The organism is Endomicrobium proavitum, assembly GCF_001027545.1.
Taxonomy (GTDB): domain Bacteria; phylum Elusimicrobiota; class Endomicrobiia; order Endomicrobiales; family Endomicrobiaceae; genus Endomicrobium; species Endomicrobium proavitum.
Genome location: NZ_CP009498.1, coordinates 1,452,909 through 1,477,835 on the forward strand (window position 1 = coordinate 1,452,909; position 24,927 = coordinate 1,477,835).

General features: G+C 39.1%; 22 protein-coding genes and 1 tRNA gene. 12 read left to right on the forward strand and 11 right to left on the reverse strand.

Going from position 1 to position 24,927, the window contains the following annotated elements; all coding sequences use genetic code 11:
* Window positions 1-56: 56 nt before the first annotated feature.
* On the reverse strand, window positions 57-626 hold the full coding sequence (locus tag Epro_RS06250) for a hypothetical protein (protein ID WP_052571280.1): 570 nt from the start codon (window positions 624-626) through the stop codon (window positions 57-59).
* A gap of 98 nt (window positions 627-724) precedes the next feature.
* Here Epro_RS06250 and Epro_RS06255 point away from each other — a divergent pair, with 98 nt between their 5' ends.
* Both Epro_RS06255 and Epro_RS06260 read left to right on the forward strand, forming a co-directional pair.
* Window positions 725-2,251: a YifB family Mg chelatase-like AAA ATPase gene (locus Epro_RS06255; RefSeq protein ID WP_052571282.1), complete on the forward strand. Its 1,527-nt coding sequence runs from the start codon at window positions 725-727 to the stop codon at window positions 2,249-2,251.
* A gap of 38 nt (window positions 2,252-2,289) precedes the next feature.
* The gene (locus tag Epro_RS06260) at window positions 2,290-2,691 is read left to right on the forward strand and encodes a MazG nucleotide pyrophosphohydrolase domain-containing protein (RefSeq protein WP_202812876.1); all 402 of its coding nucleotides are present in this window, start codon (window positions 2,290-2,292) and stop codon (window positions 2,689-2,691) included.
* Between the two features lie 7 nt (window positions 2,692-2,698).
* Here the strand turns inward: Epro_RS06260 and Epro_RS06265 are convergent, their stop codons facing one another.
* Entirely contained in the window at window positions 2,699-3,427 is a 729-nt protein-coding gene (locus Epro_RS06265; RefSeq protein ID WP_052571284.1) for an acyl-[acyl-carrier-protein] thioesterase, read from the reverse strand.
* A 135-nt stretch (window positions 3,428-3,562) separates the two neighbouring features.
* On the opposite strand from Epro_RS06265, the gene Epro_RS06270 reads away from it, so the two are divergent.
* The 3 genes from Epro_RS06270 to Epro_RS06285 all read left to right on the forward strand — a co-directional run bounded on the left by Epro_RS06270 (window position 3,563) and on the right by Epro_RS06285 (window position 8,680).
* Window positions 3,563-3,634: transfer RNA gene (locus tag Epro_RS06270), tRNA-Asn, on the forward strand.
* Between the two features lie 257 nt (window positions 3,635-3,891).
* Entirely contained in the window at window positions 3,892-6,276 is a 2,385-nt protein-coding gene (locus Epro_RS06280; RefSeq protein WP_052571287.1) for an AMP-binding protein, read from the forward strand.
* Window positions 6,277-6,295: 19 nt separating this feature from the next.
* On the forward strand, window positions 6,296-8,680 hold the full coding sequence (locus Epro_RS06285) for an AMP-binding protein (RefSeq protein WP_052571289.1): 2,385 nt from the start codon (window positions 6,296-6,298) through the stop codon (window positions 8,678-8,680).
* Window positions 8,681-8,683: 3 nt separating this feature from the next.
* On the opposite strand, the gene rlmB is transcribed toward Epro_RS06285, so the two are convergent.
* From rlmB to Epro_RS06320, 7 genes are all read right to left on the reverse strand, one after another.
* Complete coding sequence (gene rlmB / locus Epro_RS06290; RefSeq protein WP_052571291.1) at window positions 8,684-9,445, reverse strand: 23S rRNA (guanosine(2251)-2'-O)-methyltransferase RlmB; 762 nt, start codon at window positions 9,443-9,445, stop codon at window positions 8,684-8,686.
* Window positions 9,446-9,472: 27 nt separating this feature from the next.
* On the reverse strand, window positions 9,473-10,864 hold the full coding sequence (gene cysS, locus Epro_RS06295) for a cysteine--tRNA ligase (protein WP_052571293.1): 1,392 nt from the start codon (window positions 10,862-10,864) through the stop codon (window positions 9,473-9,475).
* Between the two features lie 13 nt (window positions 10,865-10,877).
* A complete protein-coding gene (gene ispF / locus Epro_RS06300) occupies window positions 10,878-11,348 on the reverse strand; it encodes a 2-C-methyl-D-erythritol 2,4-cyclodiphosphate synthase (protein ID WP_052571295.1) in 471 nt (156 codons plus the stop codon).
* Window positions 11,349-11,357: 9 nt separating this feature from the next.
* Entirely contained in the window at window positions 11,358-12,011 is a 654-nt protein-coding gene (ispD, locus tag Epro_RS06305; RefSeq protein ID WP_052571297.1) for a 2-C-methyl-D-erythritol 4-phosphate cytidylyltransferase, read from the reverse strand.
* On the reverse strand, window positions 12,008-12,820 hold the full coding sequence (locus Epro_RS06310) for a hypothetical protein (RefSeq protein ID WP_052571299.1): 813 nt from the start codon (window positions 12,818-12,820) through the stop codon (window positions 12,008-12,010). Before Epro_RS06310 ends, ispD begins: the two co-directional genes overlap by 4 nt.
* 4 nt (window positions 12,821-12,824) lie before the next feature.
* Window positions 12,825-13,646, reverse strand: a complete 822-nt coding sequence (gene aroE / locus Epro_RS06315; protein WP_052571301.1) for a shikimate dehydrogenase — start codon at window positions 13,644-13,646, stop codon at window positions 12,825-12,827.
* A gap of 131 nt (window positions 13,647-13,777) precedes the next feature.
* On the reverse strand, window positions 13,778-15,085 hold the full coding sequence (locus Epro_RS06320) for a putative glycoside hydrolase (RefSeq protein WP_052571303.1): 1,308 nt from the start codon (window positions 15,083-15,085) through the stop codon (window positions 13,778-13,780).
* Between the two features lie 69 nt (window positions 15,086-15,154).
* Here Epro_RS06320 and Epro_RS06325 point away from each other — a divergent pair, with 69 nt between their 5' ends.
* Window positions 15,155-16,696 carry a DOMON domain-containing protein gene (locus tag Epro_RS06325; RefSeq protein WP_052571305.1) on the forward strand — a complete coding sequence of 514 codons (1,542 nt, stop codon included), beginning with the start codon at window positions 15,155-15,157 and terminating at the stop codon, window positions 16,694-16,696.
* Between the two features lie 59 nt (window positions 16,697-16,755).
* Here Epro_RS06325 and Epro_RS06330 read toward each other — a convergent pair whose 3' ends face one another.
* Complete coding sequence (locus Epro_RS06330; protein ID WP_052571307.1) at window positions 16,756-17,973, reverse strand: peptidoglycan DD-metalloendopeptidase family protein; 1,218 nt, start codon at window positions 17,971-17,973, stop codon at window positions 16,756-16,758.
* A 104-nt stretch (window positions 17,974-18,077) separates the two neighbouring features.
* Between Epro_RS06330 and Epro_RS06335 the strand changes: the two genes are divergently transcribed.
* The 4 genes from Epro_RS06335 to Epro_RS06355 all read left to right on the forward strand — a co-directional run bounded on the left by Epro_RS06335 (window position 18,078) and on the right by Epro_RS06355 (window position 22,194).
* Entirely contained in the window at window positions 18,078-19,295 is a 1,218-nt protein-coding gene (locus Epro_RS06335) for a DUF1015 domain-containing protein (RefSeq protein ID WP_052571309.1), read from the forward strand.
* 2 nt (window positions 19,296-19,297) lie between these two features.
* Window positions 19,298-19,780, forward strand: a complete 483-nt coding sequence (locus Epro_RS06340; protein WP_052571311.1) for a hypothetical protein — start codon at window positions 19,298-19,300, stop codon at window positions 19,778-19,780.
* Between the two features lie 200 nt (window positions 19,781-19,980).
* Window positions 19,981-20,856: an ATP phosphoribosyltransferase gene (gene hisG / locus Epro_RS06345; protein ID WP_052571312.1), complete on the forward strand. Its 876-nt coding sequence runs from the start codon at window positions 19,981-19,983 to the stop codon at window positions 20,854-20,856.
* Between the two features lie 453 nt (window positions 20,857-21,309).
* Entirely contained in the window at window positions 21,310-22,194 is an 885-nt protein-coding gene (locus Epro_RS06355) for an SDH family Clp fold serine proteinase (protein ID WP_052571316.1), read from the forward strand.
* 269 nt (window positions 22,195-22,463) lie between these two features.
* On the opposite strand, the gene Epro_RS06365 is transcribed toward Epro_RS06355, so the two are convergent.
* A complete protein-coding gene (locus Epro_RS06365; protein WP_052571319.1) occupies window positions 22,464-22,748 on the reverse strand; it encodes a hypothetical protein in 285 nt (94 codons plus the stop codon).
* A 164-nt stretch (window positions 22,749-22,912) separates the two neighbouring features.
* Between Epro_RS06365 and gltX the strand changes: the two genes are divergently transcribed.
* On the forward strand, window positions 22,913-24,388 hold the full coding sequence (gene gltX / locus Epro_RS06370) for a glutamate--tRNA ligase (protein ID WP_052571321.1): 1,476 nt from the start codon (window positions 22,913-22,915) through the stop codon (window positions 24,386-24,388).
* A 153-nt stretch (window positions 24,389-24,541) separates the two neighbouring features.
* Entirely contained in the window at window positions 24,542-24,874 is a 333-nt protein-coding gene (locus Epro_RS06375; protein ID WP_052571322.1) for a DUF1844 domain-containing protein, read from the forward strand.
* Window positions 24,875-24,927: the final 53 nt, after the last annotated feature.

The window sequence follows — 24,927 nt, forward strand, 5'->3', positions numbered from 1 at the left end:
AATAAAAAGCCCGCGCGCCTTACATTCGGCGCGCGGGCTTTTTTTGTTTTTACGGTTTATTCAAATTTAAAGCCGGCATAAAGAGAAATGGTTGAATCTGTTTCTTTGTAAGTTTTATTATCAGCCGCATATTTAAAAGAAAAATTATTTACCGCGTAAACGGCTTCTATTACCAAACAGCTTATGTTTATGCCAACGCCGCCGGCATAGTAAAGCCCGCCGGAGGAAGATTTTATCCAGCTTGCATTTGGAATAAAAGCAGAATAACCGATTCTGCCAGTAATAAATCCGTAATTGGCTGCAAGCCCTTTAAGCGGCGTGCGCGCTTTTACACCTATATATAAGGGCATAAAAGAGACGTCTCCGGAATATGAACTGTCTTTAAAATTTCTCGGCAAATCGTAAGTTGCTCCGGCGCCAAGCGCCACAACGTTGCCAAGATATTTGAAATATTCAAAACCTGCCGCCGCGCCGACGTTTGCGTTTGCATCGTCGCCGTTAAATGAAAAAATTGATTGAGGCTGCACGCCGGCTTTAATGATAAATTCCTGATCCGTGGGCGGCGTTGCAAATGCAATTTGAGAAACTATAAACATTGCAGACAAAACAATTAAAAATTTTTTCATAAGTAAGTCCTCCGTTTTTTAAATCTGCTATTTATTATATAATATAAAAACACAACTTTGAACCTGCTTCTTTGGCATATTATCTTTCGGAGCAGCTAATGATTTCCCTTATTTATTCCGCGGCTATAAACGGCATAGAAGCAAGTATCGTGGAAGTTGAAATTTACATTTCGTCCGGACTTCCTATGTTTTCAATAGTCGGTTTGCCCGATACCGCCGTAAAAGAATCTCGCGACAGGGTTGTTGCGGCGTTAAAAAATTCAGGGTTTGATTTTCCGGCTAAAAAAATTACGGTTAATCTTGCTCCGGCGGATATAAAAAAAGAAGGCGGAATATACGATTTGCCTATAGCCTTAGGCGTGCTTTGCGCGTGCGGAAAAATTAAAAAAGAAAATTTACAGCGTTTTTGCGCAATCGGGGAACTTTCTTTAGACGGAAAATTAAGAAAAGTAAAAGGCGTTCTTCCGATAGCTCTTTCTTTAAAGAAAAATAAAATAGAAAATTTTATAGTTCCTTTCGCAAACAGGCAGGAAGCTTCCGTTGCCGGCGACATAGAAGTTTTCGCTTTTAAAAATCTTATTGACGCGGTTAAGTTTGTTAACGGAGAACTTCGTCAGGACGCGTTTGTTTACAAGCGTTCAAAAGAAGAAGACGTTGTTACAAAAACCGAGTATGATTTTGCCGACGTCAAAGGGCAGCTTGCCGTAAAAAGAGCCGCGGAAGTTGCGGCGGCGGGCGGACACAATATTATAATGTCCGGACCTCCCGGTTCCGGAAAAACAATGATAGCAAGAAGAATTCCGCAGATTCTGCCGGAAATGACTTTTGAAGAGTCCGTGGAAACTACAAAAATATGGTCTGCCGCAGGACAAAATTTTACCGGCGGGCTTATAACTTCAAGAGCGTTTCGCAGTCCGCATCACACGTCTTCCGCAATAGCGTTAGCGGGCGGAGGAACAAACCCGAAACCCGGGGAAGTAAGCCTTGCGCATAACGGCGTTTTGTTTTTAGACGAGTTTGCGGAGTTTCGCCGCGACGCGCTTGAAATTTTGCGCCAGCCTTTGGAAGATAAATTTATATCCGTATCGCGCGCAAAAAGCAGCGTTGTTTATCCTGCGTCTTTTATGCTTATTGCCGCTATGAATCCGTGCCCGTGCGGCAATTTGGGAAACGCTCAAAAAGAGTGCGTGTGCTCGCTGCATCAGGTTCAAAAATACAGAAATAAAATTTCAGGACCGCTTTTAGACAGAATAGATATTCACATTGAAGTGCCGGCGTTGAAAGTTTCGGAACTTATAGGCAAAGACACGCACCCTGAAAGTTCTAAAGAAATAAGGAAAAGAGTTGTTGCCGCAAGAAATATTCAAAATGAAAGATTTAAAAATTGTAAAATACACTGCAACGCGCAAATGCAAACCGGCGACGTGAAAAAGTTTTGTATTTTAGACGACAGCGCGCAGCGCATGCTTAAATCCGCAATTGAAAAATTAAATTTTTCGGCAAGAGCTTACGACAAAATAATAAAAGTCGCAAGAACCGTTGCGGATTTGGCGCAAAGCGAAATAATAATGCCGGAACATATTGCGGAAGCCGTGCAATACAGAGCGTTGGACAGACAGCTTTAAACGGCAATTGAAAATTGAGAACGGAGAATTGAGAATTCGTGAAAAGATATCTTAGAGAGTTTGAGAAGCTGGTAAATATTATGGCGCGGCTGCGCGCAAAAAACGGATGCGCTTGGGATAGAGAGCAAACGTACGAGACGCTTGTAAAACATTTAATTTCCGAAACAGAGGAAGTGCGTCTTGCGGTAAAAAATAAAGATTTGGAAAATCTTGAGGAAGAGCTGGGCGATATTTTGCTGCAGGTTGTTTTTAACGCTCAAATAGCCAAAGAAAATAAAAGTTTTGACATAGCCGATATAATTTCAACGTTAAATAAAAAACTTATCCGCCGCCACCCGCATATTTTCGGCAATTATAAAGTTAAAAACACGCAGGATATTATAGAAATGTGGGACAAAATTAAGGCCAAAGAAAAAGCCGGTAAAATTAAAAAGAAATAATGAATTTTTACGACCATAATGTATAGGCCGCCGCAATTTCCTTGCCGTCGGAATCTCTAATTAAAAGATGCCAAAACGAACTTTTTGAACTTGCGTACGTTTTAATAATTATTTTTTCGTCCGCCAAAACTTCCGCTTTGAAATTTATAACAATATCGGAAAGAGTCTGATTTCTTCTAATTTCCCGCGGCACCCCTTCAAACGCCCAAGCTGTAAAATGAACGTTGTTTACATGACCGTTCATATCTATATCTTCAAGGCGCGAAACCATGGCTATTTCGGTTAAAGGCAAAGCGTTTTCAAAATGCGGCTCTTTCAGTTCGGTTTCTTTTAACGCCATTACACGGTTGCCGCTTCCGTCTAAAATTTGTTTAGGCGTGCGCACTATTTTGCGCGTTTCTAAATCTAACACCAGCCACCAGCTTACCGCCGTTGCTATTTCGTTGCCTTGTTCGTCGTAAAACACAAAATCTCTGCGGCTTTTTATTTTATCGCTTAATACATGCCACGTTTTTACGTTTACCGTTTGCAGCCCTTCTATAACGCCGGTAATTTTAAATTGTATTTTTATAAGCACCCAAGTTACGCCGTGTTTTGAAAGGTCTTCCCAGCCGGCGGATATGCTATGAGCATCCAACGCAGCCGCCTGTTGCGCGTAATTCTGCAAAACCCACACCGGCACGCGGTTGTTAAACCCTGTTTCCCCGTATCTAACTTTGAATGATTGCGTTAACATAAATTTACTCCGAAGTTAATAATAAAGTTAATCTAACAAATATTAGATTAACAGTCAAATGAAATAATGGTTTGAATTTTTTTCAAAAATATGTATAATTAATTCCGCAATACTTAATACAAATAAATTCTTAATTCCGCGATAGCTCAATGGTGGAGCAATCGGCTGTTAACCGATCGGTTGCTGGTTCGAGTCCAGCTCGCGGAGTTTTTTCTTTGCCCAAAAAAAAGAGCTTGCTCCACCATTGAGCGCGCTCAATGGGCGGCAGTGCGACGAATAAGGAGCACGAGTCTGCCGCGGGCGCGAGATGTGAGCGCCCCGGAGGAGCAATCGGCTGTTAACCGATCGGTTGCTGGTTCGAGTCCAGCTCGCGGAGTTTTTTCTTTGCTTAAATTTTAGTTTACCGGCGCATGTTTTATTGTTGTCAGATTAGATGCATTTTAGGTATAATATAATCTGCGCCTATGAAGAAAATAAAAAGGCTTATCGTAACATTAATTTTCCCTAAAACTGTCGCGTTTATAGCGATTGTTTTGGGGTTTCTTATTATTATGACGCTGTTGGAGTTTATTCCTGTAATTTTAGGTTGGGCTCTTACCGTTGTTTTTATAAGTATTATTGCGGCATTTCTTGCATGCATAATTTTTAATCCTATATTTGTAATGCATGCCGTTATCTGGTGTTTAAATCACACTGTTTATAAAATAAAAACCGTTGATCATCAAAATATTCCGCTTACGGGCGGAGGGCTTTTAGTTTCAAATTCTGTTTCTTACATAGACCATATAATAATTTTTTCCGCTATCAAAAGACCCGTTAAATTTTTTGTAGGCAAAGAATTTCGCGAAAACCCTTTCTTGCAACCTTTTTTAGATTCCACAAACAGCATTCCGATAGATTATAATCCTAAAACCATAGGAACGGCTTTAAACCAAGCGCGCCGCTCCATACAAAACGGCGAACTTGTCTGTATTTTTGCCGAGGGAGAACTTACAAAAACCGGACATATGCTTCCTTTCAAAAGAGGCTTTGAATTTATAATGAGAGATTTGTCCGCTCCGATAATTCCTATTCATTTGGATAGAATTTGGGGCTCAACTTTTTCTTTTGTAAACGGAAAGTTGAAATGGCGTTTTCCTAAAGTAATTCCGTATCCTATAACCGTAAGCGTCGGAAAGCCTATGCCGGCTTCGGCGCAAGCGTATCAAGTGCGCCTTGCCGTGCAGGAACTTTCCGCCGACGCGTTTAAACTAAGAGGCGACAGCCAGAAAAAACTTCACATAGGTTTTATCAACGAAATGCGCAGGCATCCGTTTAAATTTTTATACGGAGATTTAAACTCCAAATTAAGTTTTATAAAAGTTTTTACGGCAGCCGCGGCAATGTCTCGCCGTTTGGGAACCTCTAAAGAAAACGGGGAAATGATAGGCGTAATTTTGCCTACTACCATTGCCGGATGCATAGTAAATATAGCCGCTTTGTTTGCGGGAAAAATTCCCGTTAATTTAAATTTTACTTCTTCAAAAGAAACTTTAGAATCTTGCGTGGCGCAGTGCGGCATTAAGCAGATAGTAACTTCGCGCGCTTTTGTTGATAAATTAAATTTTCACGACCTTGACCGCATGTCTGTTTTTGTTGAAGACATAAGCAAAGAAATTAAAACGACTGAAAAATTTAAAATTCTTGTTTCCGCCCTTATTTTTCCCGCAAAAATTTTAATTAAAAAATACGTTAAAGGCGATACAAAAAATATAGATGATTTGTTAACGGTTGTTTTTTCAAGCGGCTCCGAAGGCGAACCTAAAGGAATAATGTTAACCCACCAAAATATAGTTTCAAACATAGAAGCCGCTTACAAAATAGTTAATTTGTCCGGCGCAGATGTTGTCGCCGGAATTTTGCCTTTATTTCACTCTTTCGGCTACACTGTTTCCGTATGGCTTTGCGCTTATTACGGAATAGGCGCCGCTTTGCACACAAGCTCCATGGAAGCGCAAAAAATAGGCGAGCTTGTTGAAAAATATAAATGCACGCTTTTAGTTTCTACGCCGACATTTTTAAACTCTTACGCGCGCAAATGCACTAAAGAGCAGTTTGCAAGTTTAAGAATTGTTGTAGCCGGCGCTGAAAAATTACAAAAATCGGTTTCAAAAACTTTCTATGAAAAATTTCAAAAAGAAATTTACGAAGGTTACGGCGCAACGGAACTTTCTCCTATAGTTTCGGTAGGCACTCCAAGTTACATAGACCTTAAAACAAAAAAAATACATAACGGCAATAAATTCGGAACCGTAGGGCACCCTATGCCGGGGGTAGCCGCAAAAATTGTAGATCCGGAAACGTTTGAGCTTATGCCTTTCGGACGAGAGGGAATGCTTTTAATAAAAGGGCCTAACGTTATGAAGGGTTATTTAAACGATCCCGTAAAAACCGCGCAGGTTATCAAAGACGGCTGGTATATTACCGGCGACATAGCCGCAATAGACGAGGAAGGTTTTATAGCGATTACCGACAGATTGTCGCGCTTTAGCAAAATCGGCGGAGAGATGGTTCCTCAGATAAAAGTTGAAGAAGCAATTCATGAAGCTTCCGGTATGCAAGAATCTTTTGCCGTTGTAACTTCCGTTCCCGATGAGAAAAAAGGCGAGCGTCTTGCGGTGCTTTACACCGGACAAAGAGATATAGCCGCAATAATTGCGAAGTTAAAAGAAAAGAAAATTCCGAATCTCTGGGTGCCAAAACAAGAAAATTTTTATCAGGTGGAAAGTTTTCCGCTTTTGGGCAGCGGGAAAGTAGATATAAAACAACTTAAAAAAACCGCGCTTGAGTTTTCCGGCGCTAAAAAATAGAAAATAAAACGGAGTCGCTGTGAAAAAATTAAAAAGATTAATAATAACTCTTGTTTTTCCTAAAACCCTTTTGTTGCTGGCAATTTTTTTCGGGCTGCTTATTACTATTACAGTTTTAAATTTTGTTCCGCGTTTGCTTGGCGTAACGCTTACAATTGTTATTGCCGCTTTAACGGCGGCGCTGTTTGTGGTTATAATTTTAAAACCGGTTGCGGCTATGCACGGGTTTATATGGCTTTTAAATCACAGCATGTATAAAATAAAAACCGTCGGATATGAAAACGTTCCTCAAACAGGCGGAGGGCTTATAGTTTCAAACTCCGTTTCTTATATAGACGCAATGCTTATATTTTCCGCTATAAAAAGACCCGTTAAATTTTTTGTAAATAAAGAGTTTAGCGAACATCCTTTTCTAAAACCTTTTTTAACTCCAAACAACAGCATTCCCATTGACCCTGCCGGCAGCCCGAAAGCCATAGGGAAAGCTCTTCAAAATGCGCGCAAGTCTATACAAAGCGGCGAGCTTGTCTGTATTTTTGCCGAGGGAGAACTTACCCGCACAGGGCTTATGCTTCCGTTTAAGAGAGGTTATGAGTTTGTCGTTAAAAATTTGAACGTGCCGATTATTCCCGTTCATTTAGACAGAATTTGGGGGTCAACTTTTTCTTTTGTAAACAGAAAGCTTAAATGGCGCCTGCCAACGCACATGCCGTATCCTGTAACCGTAAGCGTCGGAAAGCCGCTGCCTTCTTCATCGCAGGCGTATCAAGTGCGCCTTGCCGTGCAGGAACTTTCCGCCGACGCGTTTAAATACAGAGGCAAAGATCAGAAAAAACTTCACGTGGGTTTTATAAGGCATGCCGCAAGGCATCCGTTTAAATTTTGTTTCGGCGATTTGAATTTAAAATTAAATTATCTGCAAACCTTTACGCTTGCGCTGGCTTTATCAAAAAAAATTAAAGATAACATGCCGGAAGAAAAAGTCGGAATTTTCCTGCCCACTTCCGTTATGTGCGCCGTAGCTAATATTGCCGTTTTAATGGCGGGAAAAATTCCGGTAAATCTTAATTACACATACACTAAAAACATTCTTGAATCTTGCATAAAACAGTGCGAAATGAAACAGATTATTTCTTCGCGCGCTTTTTGCGACAAAACAAACATGCATCACTTTGACGACATGATGATATTTTGCGAAGATTTGCGCCGTCAGTTTAAACCGTTGTGGAAATTGAAAGTTTTTGCGTCTGTTTTACTTTTGCCTTACAAGCTGCTTGTTTGGTTTTATGTTAAGAAAAAAAGTTTGGATATAGACGAAGTAGCGGCGATTATTTTTTCAAGCGGTTCTACGGGAGAACCCAAAGGCATAATGCTTACGCATCAAAACATAGCTTCCAATGCGGAAGGCGTGTTTAAAGTTGTGGACGCGCAAAGTAAAGATATAATCGCCGGAATTTTGCCGCTGTTTCACTCATTCGGATATACGGCTACATTTTGGCTTAGCGCATATTTCGGTCTTGGCGCGGCGTTTCATTCAAGCCCTGTGGAATCGCAAAAAATAGGCGAACTTATTCAAAAGTTTAAGTGCACCATTATTTTTGCAACTCCTACGTTTTTAAATTCCTACGTTAAAAAATGCACCAAAGAACAATTTGCAACTTTAAGAGTTATTATCGCCGGCGCCGAAAAACTTAAAAAAGCCATCTCTATGGCGTTTTACGAAAAATTTCAAAAATCCGTTTTTGAAGGTTACGGCGCTACGGAAGTTTCGCCGGTAGTTTCTTTAGGAATTTCATCTTACGTTGATCCTAAAACAGGGAAAATTCAAGTGGGCAACAAGCTTGGCACCGTAGGGCATCCTCTTCCAAACGTTGCCGCAAAAATTGTTGACAGGGAAACTTTTGAGCTTTTATCTTTCGGCAAAGAGGGAATGCTTTTGGTAAAAGGTCCCAACGTAATGAAAGGCTATTTGAATAATCCGGAAAAAACCGCTGAAGTTATTAAAGACGGCTGGTATGTTACCGGAGATATTTCTACTATAGACGAAGACGGGTTTATATCTATTACCGACAGAATTAACCGTTTCAGTAAAATAGGCGGAGAAATGGTTCCGCAGATAAAAGTTGAAGAAGAACTTCACGAAGCCGCCGGCGCGCAGGAACATTTTGCCGTGGTAACTTCCGTTGAAGATGAAAAAAGAGGCGAACGTCTTGTAGTGCTGTATAAAGGCGAGCAGAATATAGATAAAATTCTGCGGGTAATGTATGAAAGCAATATTCCAAAACTTTGGATTCCAAAGAAAGAAAATTTTTATAAAGTTGAAGAATTTCCTGTGCTTGGCACGGGGAAACTTGATTTGAAAGGCGTGAAAAAACTTGCGCAGCAGCTTGTAGCCGGAATTTAAGTATTATCTTTTTTTGGAAAGCTCGTAGAGAATAACTGCCGACGCGCATGAGGCGTTTAAGGAAGATATAGTATTTTTTTGCGGAATTGAAATTAAAAAATCGCAGTTTTTCTTTGTTAAATTATGAAGTCCGAACCCTTCGCTGCCTATTACAATTGCAAGAGGAAACGGCAAATCCGTTTCTTCAAGAGTCTTCTCTCCGTTTTCTGCGCCTGCTACCCAGAACCCGCTTTCTTTTAACAATTCTATCGTTTGATTTGTGTTTACAATTCTTGAAACCGGAATATGTTCAATTGCGCCCGCGGAAGATTTTGCCACCGTTTCATTTACGCCCGCTGCGCGCCATTTTGGAATTATAACTCCGTCGGCTCCAAACACCACGCAGTTTCTTATAATTGCGCCGAGGTTGTGAGGGTCTTCTATTGAGTCCAAAATTACAAGCAAAGGTTTAGGATTTTTTTTCGCAGCCGCAATTAACTCTTCAATTTCAAGATATTCCATTGCGGAAACTTCCGCGGCTATGCCTTGCGAGTTCTCGGAAAATCTGTCTAACTTTTCCGGCGGAACGTTGTGAATAGCAATGCCTTTCTGTTTTGCAATATCTATAATTTCGGTAATCGCCGCGCCGCGCGCCGTTTGCGCAACTAATATTTTATTTACAGTGCGTTTGCCGGCGCGCAAAAGCTCCAAAACCGGATTGCGCCCGTAAATAATATTTTCAGAAACTTCCCGCCTTGTCTTCCCGGCAAATTTATTAAATCCCATTTTATCTTAACCGCCATAGTAATTTAGTTATATTTTTTTTGTCAGTACGGATGTGCCGTCGGGATTATCTACTATTTTGTAGCCTTTTTCGTCTATTAATTTTCTAAGTCTGTCTGCTTCTGCCCAGTTTTTGGCTGAGCGCGCAGCGTTTCTTTGTTTTAAAAACTCTTCAAGATTTTTATCGGAAATTTTATTTTCCGCAAGCGTTATGCCCAGAGACTCTTCAGACATCTCTTCAAAAAGTTTTTTTAACTGCGCAAGTCTTAGCGGGTCTGCTTTGAAAAGTTCGTTTAAAATTAAATTTTTTACTTCATGCAGATACGACAAAGCTTTTTCCGAATTAAAATCGTCGTCTAAAACTTCTAAAAATTTTTCTTTAATGGCCATAAGATCTGCTTCGGTAATGTCGGAAGCGCTTGCCTTTGCCAAAGACGAAAGCCTTAAATAAGCGTCGTCTAAACCCTGAAGCGTTTTCTTTGCGGCGTTTAATCCGTCGTCCGAAAAATCAAGAGGGCTTTTGTAATGCTGGGTAAGAAGATAATATCTTACAACGCGCGGGTCGTATTTTTCAAAAATTTCTTTCAGCGTAAAAAAATTATTTAACGATTTAGACATTTTTTCTTTATTAATTGTCACAAAACCGTTATGAACCCAATAGTTTACAAAAGGTTTGCCTGTTGCGGCTTCGCTTTGGGCAATTTCATTTTCGTGGTGAGGGAAAATTAAATCTTGTCCGCCGCCGTGTATGTCTATTGTGTCGCCAAGCAGTTGCGACGACATAACGGAACATTCTATATGCCAGCCCGGGCGGCCTTTGCCCCACGGACTTTCCCATGAAACTTCAGCGGGTTCGCCTTCTTTGGATTTTTTCCATAAAGCAAAATCAAAAGCGTTCGCTTTTTCTTCATTAACGCCAACTCTTGCGCCGGAACGCATATCTTCTAAATTTCTTTTGGAAAGTTTTCCGTAACCGGCAAATTTTTTAACGCTAAAATAAACGTCGCCGTCTTTTTCGTAAGCAAAACCTTTGTCTATAAGCGTTTTTACAAAAGATATAATTTGTGCAATCATCTCCGTAACGCGCGGATAGATTGCGGCTTTTTTTATATTTAGTTTATCGGTTTGCGTGAAATAATCTTCTATATAAGTGTTTGCAATATCGGAAGGCGTTGTATTTTTTTCAATGGATTTTTTAATGATTTTGTCGTCAACGTCGGTAAAATTTTGAACATGCTTAACTTCAAAACCTCTTTTAAGAAGATGTCTTTTAATAATGTCAAACACAACGTAAGCGCGCGCATGCCCCAAATGGACGCTGTCGTAAGGGGTTACGCCGCAAACATACATTGAAACTTGGTTTGCTTTTTGAGGTTTAAACTCTTCTTTTTTGCCGGTTAAAGTATTTGAAATTTTTATCATTTTAATTTCCGCATTATTTTTTAATTGTTACGACGGCAAGGGCGGCTATGCCTTCGCCGCGTCCTATAAAACCCATTTTTTCGTTTGTAGTGGCTTTTATTGCAATTCTTGCCTTGTTTAGTTTTAAAGCCTTTGAGATATTGATTTTCATTTTGTCTATATGAGGGTAAATTTTCGGTTCTTGCGCTATTACCGTAATATCGGCATTGTTAATTTTGAATTTGAGATTCTTTAATTCTTTGCAAACTGTTTCTAAAAGTTTTAAGCTTGAAATGTTTTTGTATTGCGGGTCGTTGTTAGGGAAAAAGTGTCCTATGTCGTTAAGCCCTGCTGCGCCCAAAAGAGCGTCCATTAACGCGTGAATTAAAACGTCGGCGTCGCTGTGTCCGTCAAGACCTTTAGGGGCGGCAATTTCAACGCCGCCCAAAAATAATTTTCTACCCTTTTTAAATTTATGAACGTCATACCCGAAGCCTATATACATTTTTATTCCTTATCGCGTAAGTATCTTTTCTGCCGCTTCAAAATCGTGTTTGGCCGTTATTTTAAAGTTTGGAAACTTTGTTTGCACAACCGCAACTTTCACGCCTGATTTTTCTACAAGCATGGAATCGTCGGTAGTGTTAGGCGCAATTTTTTTTGAATAAACTTTTTTCAGCAGCGCGGCTTGAAAAATTTGCGGAGTTTGAACGTTATATAAAACCGATCTGTCTAAAGTTTTATCTACAAAACCGCTTTTAACGGTTTTTATCGTATCTTTAGTTTTTTCAACGGCTATCGCCGCTTTTGTTTTTTTTGCTTTCTTTAAAACGGCAAGGATGTCGGCTTTATTTATTAAAGGTCTTGCGGCGTCGTGAACCGCAACGTAGTTAGTATCTTTTTCAACGCAAGCAAGCCCGTTTCTAACGGAGTCAAATCTTTCTTTTCCGCCGGAAACAAAAAAATAATCTTTATATTTCTTTTTTAACGCTGTAATTTTATTTTCAGGCACAACAATTATTATCCGTTTGAAAACTTTTGAAGAGGCGAATGTTTCGGCGCTCCATAAAAACACAGGTTTGCCGCAAAGGGACAAAAACTGTTTTGGAGTTTTTGAACCGAATCTTTTTCCCGATCCGCCGGCCACTATTATTGCCGTCGCTTTCATCTGTGTTCCGTGTGTCCCTGAAATTTGTGGTGACTATGTTTGTTTTGAAGAATTTCGGTTTCAACTTTTCCAAAAATCATTTTTCCGGAAGAAGTTTGCACTACCGAAGTAACTTTAAGAGTAACTCTTTTGCCGATAAACTTTTTGCCGTCTTCCGCCACAACCAAAGTTCCGTCGTTTAAATATCCCGCCGCCTGATTGTGCTGAGAACCTTCTTTTGCAAGATATATTGTTAAGTTTTCGCCCGGAAGATATATTTTTGAAAGCGATGAAGCTAAATCGTTAATATTTAAAACCGCAACCTGCGCCGCGGCTGCCGCTCTTGTAAGGCTGAAGTCTGCGGTTATTATCAGCGCGTTTAAATTTTTTGCCGCTTCAATAAGTTTTGCGTCGGAATTTTCAAGATTTTTATAAGATTTAGCAAACGTTTTAGTTTTAATAAATTCGTCTTTCTGAAATTTTTCAGCTGTATTTAAACCTCTTCTTGCCGAATTTTTAACGGCTAAATCGCGAGAGGCTTCAAGAGTTTTTAATTGCGAAATTACAAAACCTGCAATTATGTAGTTAAAAGACAGAAACCTTGTTTTTGCCGCATAGTAAATTCTTGCGTCGGAAAGCGCCGACGCGTCCAAAATTGCAAAATTGGTTTTTGTTTTTTTACAAAATATTCTTTCTAAAAAATATTCGGCAAAAACTAAAACAAGAGCCGCGCCAAGCCCCGCTGCGGCTGTTTCTAACGTAGGGTTGAATTTTAAATAAGCAATAATAGGTCCGGCTAAAATTAAACAAATTCTGAAAAACCAAATCATAAAGCTACCTCGTCCATTTTTTAAGAAGTTTTAGGGCTGATTTTGCGTTCGGATATATGCCCGTCCAAATTTTAAATGCCTGCGCGCCTTGATTTACAAGCATTCCGTCTCCGGTAAAATATTTTAATTTTTTTTCTTTCGCAAGTTTGGCAAAAGGCGTGTTTTTATTGTAAATTAAATCGTAAATTATTGCCGCGGGTTTTATTTTTTCGGCGTTAAACGGCAAAACGTCGTTTTTTTTCATTCCGCACGCCGAAGCGTTTACAATTAAATCCGCGTCGGTAAGCGCGTTTTGAATGTTTGCCGCCGCAATCGCTTTTATTTTAAAAATATCGGCAAGTTTTTCTGCGGTTTTGTGAGTTCTGTTTGTTATAAAAACATTTTTTGCGCCGCTTAACGAAAGCGCATAAGCAACCGCTTTTGCCGCTCCGCCGGCGCCGTAAATTAGGATATTTTTATTTTTTATTTTTATATCGTTAGAAAGTAAGTCGGCAAGAAATCCGGAATAATCCGTGTTGTATCCGTAAAGTTTTCCGTTTTTTAACGCTACGGTATTTACGGCTCCTATAAGTTTTGCCGCTTTGTCGGTAAAATCTACAAGTTGCATTATTGCTGTTTTGTGCGGAATTGTAATATTAAATCCGTAAAAGCCGAGAGTTTTTAAAGCTGAAACTGTTTTCTTAAAATTTTGCGGCGATGTTTCAAAAGAGAGGTAGGCGCAATTTAAATTTTCCCGCTCAAACCACGCATTATGCATTTGCGGAGAAAAAGAGTGCTTTATCGGAAATCCTAAAACGGCGTATAATTTTGTTTGTGTATTTAGCATTTTTTTACCTGAAATTCGTTGATAATATAAAGAATTTTATCATAAAGGTTTGCTATAGTCAACGTAAAAACCCCTCTTAAGCTAAAGAGGGGTTTTTGTTTTATGCTCAAACTCGGTTTTTTTTGGGGTTTTTATTCTTCGTCGGGTATTTCAAGTTCCGTTATAATTTGTTCTTGAGCAAGCGCTGTTGTTGAGGAGCTTGAAACAATAGGCATTTTTAGAAAATTTTTGCCGGTTTCGGCAATCATTAAATTTTGAATTTCGTCGGTATCGTTTTTATCGTAATAATCTTCGGCTTCGTTCGGTTCAAGCGCGCTTCTTGTGTAAGCGCATGCGGGATTCCACAAAAGCCAGTCGCCTATTTCGTTGTCATAGCACGCCTGTATTTGCGCGCGCACTTCTTTGGCGCCGTATCGGACGCCGTAAAGAGAAAAGTCCTGCAGCCACGGACGAAATTTTTCAGGCGGAATTTTTTTTGTTTTAAGAGCGCTCTTAACGGCTAAATAAACAATTGTGTAAGGAGATTTGTTAGGGTTTGCTACCCCAAGATCTCCTTTGTAATAGTGCGACGGGTAAATCATGGGGCTTACGTAATCTATATGTTCGGTCATTTCTACTATTTTCTGTCCTATGCCCATATCTCCGTCGGAAGTTGTGGTTGCGCCGAAAACGTCTATGGAAACTTTTACGCCTTGCTCGTGCAGAACGCGCGCGGCTTCTTTTAAGAAATCCACAATAGCTTTAGATGCGGCAGCGGCGGAATGGTCGGGGTTGGAGTATCTGCAATTTTTAATATTTCCGTCGGAAGGGAAGCGTATGTAGTCAAATTGTATCTCGTCAAAACCCATTTGCGCGGCTCTTGTTGAAACTTCTAAAATATAGTCGCGCGCTTCTTTGTTGTAAGGGTCAAGCCACGTTATGTTTTTTCTGTCCGTCCATAAAGAACCGTCGGGATTTTTTACGGCCATTGACGGTTTTTTGCGCGCCATAGTGTTGTCTCTGAAAGCTACAACTCTTGCTACGGTGTAAACTCCGTTTTCTTTAAGTTTTTGAATGTATTGCGCGGCGTTTGGAATGGCTCTGAAATACGCGCCGTTTGCGTCCGCGGTTTCAACGCCGTCTATGTAAATTTTTCCGTCAATTTCTTTTATGTCTATTACGGCTGTGTTAAGTTCGGTAGAGTTGAAAAGTTCTATAACCGCTTTTCTGTGTTTTTCCGGACCGGAAATAAAAGCGGAAAGATGAATTCCTCTGACGTGTTTTTTTTGCGCGGTCGGCTGAAGATTTTTTAAAACTTCTTCCGCAAGAGTTTCCGTAACGCTTTGTTCTGCGGCGGGTTCTTCTAAAATGGTAACGTTTTGCTGTGCCGCAAAAGTAGTTTTTGCCGCGGAAGTAAAAGATAAAATAAAAAGTAAAATCAGCGTAAATTTAAATTTCATGTTGAACTCATTCTAATGAAATTTACTCTTTTTGTCAAATAGAAATAAATTGTGTATAATTATTAAGATATGAAAAAAATATTGTTGTCGTTATGTGTAATTTTTACATTTTGCGCCGCAGCGTTTTGCGCCGGCGAAAGATATATAATTTTCTTTTCGGAAACTTCGGATATTCCCGCAGGCGCCGTTGAGAAAATTCTTTCTTCAAAAAGATTTTGCATAGTTGTTCCTATAGCAGCCGGAGAAAAAATTCCGGACAACTTGGACGAGCTTGCCTCAAGCGGCAAGGCGGAACTTTCGCTTGTTTTTAATCCGGAGCCTATTTTTCCGGTTTTGGCGCAAGTCTATAAAATGAGCGGAGCGAAAAATTTAAAAGCGTCTGGTTTTGGGGATTATGTTTCCGGTAATTTAAAAGAGTTTGCAAATTCGGCAAACAGAGAAAGTTTCGGAGCTTTTTTAAAATCAGGAGAAGTGTCAAAAGAAATTTTGTCGTATTTTGCGGGCGCTAAACTTTCGTGGGTAAACGTGCAAAATGCTCCCGACAGTTTAACGGGAGCTTTTTTGTCGGACGGCATCAATGCGTTTGTAATATACGACAATTTTCCTACTGCGCAAAAAGACGTTATGCCGTGGCTTGCGGCAAAAACGGGAAACATTATACCTGTGCTGCTTACAAAAAAACACCTTTCAAACGCCGCGCTTATGAAGTATCTTATAGATTTGTTTGAAAAAAGCTTGTATATAAAACCTGCGGTTCCTTTATACGTGTCAACTGTCGCAAAAGATTTAATTCCGGTAAAAAAATCCGTTTCTTTCAGCGAAGAATCTTCGGCAAACGAAAACGTTTTAAATAAACTTTATGCCGCCGCTGGGTATATTAACAAATACAGAGGTTCGTCTTCATTTGACGAACTCTCTTACAAAAATGCGCAAAGCGAACTTGGCTATTTGTGCGGGTTTGATTTGCTAAACGGCATTGCCTCTAACGCGGTTTCAAGCGTTAGAATGTTTGACGCCGCATACAATAATATATTCAGACTTCTCGGATACCCGATACCCGATGAAGCTTCTTCCCAAACTTCTTCTTTTGCCGATGCGGGCAGTAACGCTTCTCAAATAAAACAGATTTCCGGCGGCGTTTCAATAACAAACGAAGGATATATATATGGTATAGCCGTGTATAATTCGGGGGAGTCAATAAGAGTTGACGTTGCCGCCGCATGGGGAGAAAAAGTAGATTTTATAGACCTATATATAGATATGAATAATTTAGACTGGGCAGGTTCTACGTCTATGCTTGCGGGCGCGCCCGGATTTTTAACTTCAGATTCCGGCTGGGAGTATGCGGTAAGAATTACAAAAAATAAAGCTTTATTATACAGACATTCCGCCGAAGGCGCCGCGCTTGTAAGCGAAATTAACGTAACCGGCTCTTACTTTTCAATTCCAAACAGATATTTAAGAGGAAATCCGGAAAACTGGGGATATCAAGCGGTGTCTGTGTCGCAAAATAAAGAGATAACGGACTTCTTAAATCAAACCTCAAAAACCAAAAGCGCAGTGCTCTCATCAAAACCCGTTCAACTTACGGCGATAAGAATTCAAAAGTAAAAACGGTTTTTTGCTTTTATCCGCTTTCGGGACTTTGCCCCTACAGCGCGGCAAATTTCTTACTTTTCACTTTCCGCTTTATCTTTCCCAAACGTTTCCAAGAAAGGTTTTATGTATTCCAAAAATGCAGTTTTATTTGCGCCCGACAGCGTTGTTGCCGGAAGCTGTTTCATGGTTAAATAATTAAAAAATTGTCCGTTTCTTTTAATTCTAAAATCTAAATGCGGACCGGTTGCAAGCCCGGTGGCTCCCACGTAACCTATAATTTGTCCCTGACGGACGCGCACTCCTTTGCGTATTCCTTTTCCAAATTTTGAAAGATGTCCGTAAGTAGTTTCATATCCGTTTGGGTGGCGCACAATTACAAGATTTCCGTTTTGTCCTTTATAAGCGGCAAAAGTTACAACTCCGTCGCCTATTGACGAAACGGGCGTGCCCTCGGGCGCCGCGTAATCTATGCCTAAATGCGGGCGGACGTATTTTAAAACAGGGTGCATTCTTGAAGTTGTAAAGTAAGAGCTTATTCTTCTAAATTGCAGCGGAGCTTTTAAAAACGCGCTTTTAACGGCTTTGCCGTCTTTGTCAAAATATCCGGCGTATTCCCGCGCGGGTTTGTAGTAAAACGCGTCGTAAGTTTTTGAGCCGGTTTTATACTCTGCGGCTAAAACATTAGAGCCTGTTTTTATGTTTTTTTTGCCGGCAATTTCAATTTCGTAGCTTACTTTAAATTGGTCGCCTTCTCTTGTGTCGGTTAAAAAGTCCATTTGCCAGGCAAAAATATCGGCAAATTGCAAAATAACGTCGGCGGGAACATTTTTTGCAGACAGCGATTCCCAAAGGGAAGATTTTATAGTTCCGGCAACGGTTACTTTTTCGCGCCGGGACGGCAGCTTTTCTTTTGAGGAAGTTATTTTGCCGTCTGCGGATTTCGAAACGGAGTAAAAATCCGCGCCTTGCGGATAATACCAAAAGTCGCTCCACGCGCCGTTTGAGTGGTAAACAATTTCGTAAAAATCGCCGGGTCTTATGTTTTTAAAATTCAAAATTTTCTTTAACTCTTTAAGTATCTCGTCGGAATCTTGTTTTGAAAGGCGGGTTTTTTCTAAAGTTAACGCTAAAACGTCTCCGGGCAGTATTTCTATTTTTTCAATGTCCGCAGCATATTTTGCGGGCGCCAAAGCGTATTCAAGGTTTAAAACTTTCTTGAAAGTAACCGCAAAAATTACAGACGCAATAACAGCGGCAAAAATAAAATAAAAACGAGGATTTCTTTTCATTGTTTATTCTGATTTTACAAGATTTTTTTTGTTTTGACAACGAGAGAATATTTAGGTAAAATCAAATCTGCTTTTCAGGCTCTAAATTTCGGAGGGTTTTTATCATGGCAGAAGTAAAACCGTTTAACGCAGTAAGATATTCCAAGGAAACCATAACAAACTTTATATGTCCGCCTTACGACGTAATAAGTTCGCAGGAAAAAGAAAGGCTTAAAAAACTTTCTCCTTACAATATTATTAATATAGAACTTTCAGACCCGAAGGGTAAAAAAAATAAATACGCCCACGCCGCAGATATTTTTAAACAGTGGATTGCCGAAGGCGTTCTTGTAAGAGATTCTAAACCGGCGTATTATTTTTACGAACAGATTTTTGAAGATCACGGAATAAAAATGACAAGAAGGGGTTTTTTCGGAGCGTTAAAACTTGATAACCCCCACTCCGGAAAAGGTTCCGTAAAGCCTCACGAGAAAACTCTTGCCGGTCCGAAAGCCGACAGACTAAAACTTTTAAAAGCCGTAAAAGCGAACGTAAGCCCTATATTCGGCTTGTTTGACGACGAAAAAAACACTATAGTAAAACTCTGCGTAAATATTGCAAGAAAATCTCCAAGCGCCGTAGCCAAAGACACCGAAGGCACATTTCACAAATTGTGGGTTGTTACCGATGAAGATGTTTTAGAGTCGGTGGAAAAATATCTTTCAAGCAAAAAAATGTTTATAGCCGACGGACATCACAGATACGAAACCGCGTGGAACTACAGTCAGGAAAGAAAAGCCAAAGATAAAAAATATTCTCCGAATAAAGATTATAATTATGTGCTTGCGTATTTGTGCCCAATGGAAGATCCCGGAATTTCAATTTGGCCTACCCACAGAGTAATTGCCGAGCCCGCGGATTTGGAAGAAAATATTGAAAAATATTTTGACGTTCATTCCGCAAAAGATTTTGCAAGGTTTGCAAAAAAAGAAATACAGCCGCTTCTGTTGTTTAAAGACGGCAAATACAGAACGCTTACAATAAAAAAAGAAGCGCTGCTTAAAAAAGCAATGCCTAACAAAGGCAAAGCTTACAGAAATTTAGCCGTAAGCGCGCTGCATTATATTTTAATACCTAAAATAGACGCGTCGGAATTTGTTTACGTTAAAAGCGATAAAGAAGCCGTAAACTTGGCGCAGAAAACAAAAAAAATCGCAATTATAGTTCCCGCAACTCCGGTAGCTTCTTTGAAAGCTATAAGTTTAAACAATGAAATGATGCCGCAAAAGTCAACTTATTTTTATCCGAAATTGGCAAGCGGAATAGTTATTAAAACCGTGTAAATATGACTTTACTGATAGACGTATTTTTAATTGTAAGCGTTATTTTGGTAGCTTGGCTTGGCTGGCAGGCGGGGTTTACCAGAAGTTTTTTTGCCGCGCTTGCAGGGTTTGCGGCAATGCTTGCGGCAAATATGTATCCGTATAAAGAAGGCGTAAACGCGTATTTTGTTTTTTTAATAGCCGCGCTTTTTGTAATTCTTGCAGGCGGCTTTATTTTAAGACTCGTTCAATTTTTTTATATGAATCTTGTAGATAAAACTTGCGGGGCGGCGCTTGGCGTTTTAATTTGGGTTATAGTTGCGGTAAACGTTGTCGTTCCTACGCTTACGCAAAATCTTGCATCTTCGGAAGGTTCTCAAGGGACATTAATTTACAAAAATATTTCTGCCGGAATGCATAAAAAATTGCCGGAGTTTAAAAATTACATTCCGCCGTTTTTGGAATTGGAAGATAAAGCGGCAAGTTTGCACAACGACAGATGGTAGGAAGTTTAGAGGTTAAGAAGTTAAGAAACGTCAGAAACTTTTATTTGCTATTGCGTAATGCAGAGCGCCGAGATATTCAGTTGGCAAAAGCAAGACATGAAACATCTTTTTGACATTGCGGCGAGACTTATTGCGGTGAAGAGAAGACAACGCCTGAATTCAAGTTTACGAACATATTATTTTATTAAAAAGGACACAAAATGGATAAAAAATTAAGATTAGGTTTTCCTAAAGGAAGTTTGCAAGATTCTACAATTGAATTGTTTAAAAAAGCCGGCATAAAAATAAACGTGTCGTCCCGTTCTTACTATCCGTCGTCAGACGACAGCGAACTTGAAATAATGCTTGTGCGTTCTCAAGAAATTGGGAAATACGTTGAAGAAGGTTTTTTTGACGCAGGGCTTACCGGTTACGACTGGATTTGCGAAAGCGGCGCGAAAGTTAAAGAAGTTTGCGAGCTCAATTACGCAAAATCGGGGTTTCGTCCGGTGCGCTGGGTTTTATGCGTGCCAGAGGCTTCAAAAATAAAATCAATAAAAGATTTGCAGGGCAAAAGAGTAGCCACGGAGCTTATAAACTACACAAAAAAATATTTTGCAAAAAATAAAGTAAAAGCCGACGTAGAATTTTCATGGGGCGCAACGGAAGCAAAAGCGGGCACCCTTGTGGACGCGATAGTTGAACTTACCGAAACCGGTTCTTCCCTTCGCGCAAATAAACTTCGCATTGTGGAAGAGCTTCTTACTTCAACCACAAGACTTATAACCAACGCAAAAGCTTTGGCCGACAAATGGAAAAAAGAAAAAATTGAAAATCTTGCGCTTCTTTTAAAAGGCGCTTTGGCCGCTGAAGGAATGGTCGGTTTAAAAATGAACGTGCCTATAAAAGCGTTAGATAAAGTTACCGCGGTTCTTCCGGCGCTTAAAAAACCTACAATTTCCCAACTTTCCGACGCAGATTGGGTTGCGTTAGAAGTTATACTTGAAGAAAAAACGGTTAAAAAAATAATCCCCGCATTAAAACGCTCCGGAGCTGAAGGCATTATTGAATACCCGTTGAATAAAATTATTTATTAATAACAAAAATGAGGCAGAGGTTGGATTTAGAGTTGATGAGCCTTTTGTAGAAGATAGCTTGTATTATGCGGGACACAAAATAAAAATTCCCGCCAGCTAGTCGGAAATTACTCCGTTGCATAACGGGAACGATAATAATATACAACAGAAACAATAGCCGGTTGGAAAAAATCAATGGAGTGCCAAAACAATCTACTCCGGACTTGAGGGCGCATCATCAGTAGAAATAGCTGACTGTTACATTTAAATAAATTAACGCTATCAAATAATAAAGTAGCGATATAAATGTAAGCCGCTGTTTTTTTATTGTCATATGTAGTTGTTAGTTTATTAATATCAGATAGTTTTAGAAGAGAGATTTTTTTGTCAAACATATCTCTGCGACATAAACAAATACGGGAAGTATGAAGATTACAGAAAATATAGTATAATAAATAATCATAAGAGGATTATATGGCTTCTGATTTCCCAACTAACATCAAACAATTAGCAAATTCATATCTAACACGAATAGAAAAGCATTTTGCCAGTGATAAAACAGATGCTCTTTTTTATTTCGGTGCTATAGCGCAGCCAGTTGAAACAAAATTTAGACTTCGTATTGAGGAGTTAGCAAGGGAACACAAAAAGAATCCAAAAGATACGCTTATTGTTTTATTGACTACAGGTGGTGGAAGTGCTGAAACTGCTGAGAAATTTGTCAATATAATAAGACATTTTTATAAGAATGTATATTTTATAATTCCAGATTATGCAATGTCTGCTGGTACTATTTTTTGTATGTCGGGAGATAAAATATACATGGATTATTCATCGAACTTGGGGCCTATTGATCCGCAGATTTTTTCTATGAAAGAAAAGCAATATGTGCCAGCAAATGGTTATCTTGATGAAATAGAATTATTGTTAGACAAATCAAGGAAAAATACTCTTACAAATGCTGAATTTGTTATATTGCAAAATCAAGATTTAGCTTTTCTAAATCAATGTAGACAGGCTAGAGAATTATCAGAAAAATTATTAGAAGATTGGCTAGTTAAATATAAATTTAAAGATTGGAGCATTCATGCTTCAAATGGAGTAAAAGTAACAGCTGTTGAAAAAATATCAAGAGCAAAACAAATAGCGAAAGAATTAGGCAATAACAAAGAATGGAAGGTGCATTCAAGACCAATTAAGATAGATGATTTAGAAAAAATGAAGTTGAAAATTGATGATTATTCAAAAGATAAGGACTTGCAAAATGTAATAAGACAATACACAGATTTTATGCTTGATTATTTAAATCAGTTTAATCCTAGACCTCTTAATTTTATACATACAAGGTTGTTTATTTGAAAAGGATATATATGAAATTAAATAAGAATCTAAAAGAAATAGTTAAAATGAATCCTAAAATAAATATTGATAAGATAAAAGAAGTAAATAACTATATGGACTCTATACGACCATTGATAAAAAAAGAATCTTACAATATAGGCATCCCTGATGTTTGTCAAGACCAACAATCAGGTCTATTTTGTTTCAATCTGCATAAAGAAATACAAGAATAATCTCTTTTTTGTCATCTTTTATTCAAATAAACCAAGCAGGGCATTATTTCATATCTATAACCTTGCACTTAAATGCTTTGAGTTCTTGTCTATTTCTACAACGATAGGACTTCTGGCTAAATTATATGTGTATGAGTATGAGCCAAAATCACATACGCTGATATTAAAAAAATATTTTCCGTTTTGATATTTGTAATAAATTTCATCTCTTACTCTTTCCGTTAATACGGCAATTACATATACTACTAAAAAATACCATTCTTCTTCAGTCTCATTCCAAACCGAACGAATTTTTTTGTCTTCAAAAATCTTGATTGCATTTTTTATTCCATAATTCATTTTCTTGTTAAAATAATAATATTTAAGGGATACGGAATTATTCCGAAGAAATGTTATCAAAATGCTATTAGATGTGTCGATTAATTAATTTGCTGGGTATAAAAAATTTAAGCAAAAATGGTATAATTAAAATATTAAAAACATAGTGTTCAAAAGAGGGGAAAATGTCTGATACTAACATCAGAGTTCGTTTCGCGCCTTCGCCCACGGGCGATTTGCATATAGGCGGAGTCCGCACCGCTTTGTTTAATTGGCTTTTCGCTTCAAAAGGCGGAAAATTTATTTTAAGAATTGAAGATACCGACGAAGCGCGTTCCACGGACGCTTCCGTGCAGGTTATTTTAGACGCAATGAAATGGCTTGGGCTCAATTGGGACGAAGGTCCCGGCAACGAGCCTGAAAAATACGCGCCGTATTATCAAATGAAACGCAAAACCGCCGGCATATACCAAAAGTACGCCGATGAGCTTATCGCAAAAGGTTTGGCCTATCCGTGTTATTGCACTCCCGAGGAAGTTGACCAAATGCGCAAAGACGCGCAGGCGCAAAAACTTCCTCCGAAATATAACGGCAAATGCAGAAATTTAACGCCGGAACAAAGAAAACAAAAAGAAGCCGAAGGCAGAACGGCCGTAATAAGATTTAAAATGCCCTCCGACGGAAAAATAATTCTTAACGATTTAATTCGCGGTAGCGTGGAATTTGATAACGCTACTCTTGACGATTTTGTAATAATGAAAGCCAACGGCGTGCCCACATATAATTTTGCATGCGTTATTGACGATTATTTAATGGAAATGACGCACGTTTTGCGCGGCGACGATCACATCTCTAACACGCCAAGACAAATTCATTTGTATAATGCGCTTGGCTGGCAAATGCCAAAATTTGCGCATATGGCAATGATACTTGGGCCCGACGGCGCAAGGCTTTCAAAGCGTCACGGGCATACGTCTGTTTTGGAATACAGAAACGAAGGTTATCTTCCCGAAGCGCTGCTTAATTATTTGGCGCTGCTTGGCTGGTCAACCGAAGACAGCCAACAAATTTTTACAATTGCGCAACTTAAAGAAAAATTTTCAATAGATCGCTGCGGCACAAGCCCGTCAACGTTTGACCCCGCGAAACTTTTGTGGCTTAACGGCGAAAAAATCCGAGAGAAAAGCGTCACGGAAGTTTTCAACCTTTTTATAGATTGGCTGAAATATACAAACAATGAAAAAATTATTGAAGGCTGGAATATAGAGCTTCTCAAAAAAGCTATAACTCTTGAACACGAAAAAATTAAATTATTGAAAGATATTCCCAGTCTCGTAGATTTCTTTTTTGTAAAAGACGTTGAGTTTCAGGAAGAAGCCGTAAAAAAAGTTTTTGAAAAATCTAAAGAAACCGCGGGCGTTGTGTTAAAAGAAAGCGCCCAAAAACTTCCCATTCAGGCTGATTTTTCCGCCGACGCTCTTGAAAAATTTGCCAGAGATTTAGCCGCAGAAAAAGGCATAGGCACCGGCAAAGTTTTTCACCCCATAAGAGTAGCAATTTCAGGCAGAACCCAAGGCCCCAGCCTTTTTCACATGATGGAAGTTATGGGCAAAGAAGAAGTGGTAAAAAGAATTTCCTTGGCAATTGGAAAGTTCTTTTAGAGGGTGGGATGATTAAATGAGATATATAAAGATATAGATACTTTATCAAGAATGATTAATTCTTTGAGAAAAAATTGTTATGTAATGCGGATATAAATTCTTAAGTTGTTACTTATCATCATAACATCTTATCATCTAAAACCGGAGGCAAAAATGGCTGAAGAACAAAAATTAGATTTTGACGTATATTTTTTTAACCTGCTTATGATGTTTGCATCTGCGGCGTGGCAGCAGCTTGGGAAAACCGCAAGCCCCGTTGACGGGAAAATTTCAAAAGATATAAAAGGCGCGCAAACTACAATAAATATGCTGCTTATGCTTCGCGATAAAACAAAAGGCAACTTAAATAAAAAAGAAGAAGAAATGCTTATCTCTACAATTTCCGACCTGCAAATAAATTTTGCCGACGAAGCCGCAAAGCCCGAAAATAAAATTGAAGAAAAAAAAGAAGAACACAAACATTCCAAAGACTGCGGATGCCATTAATAGCGGCAAAGTGAAAAGTGGGAAGTGAAAAGTTAAAATAACGACAATGGCAA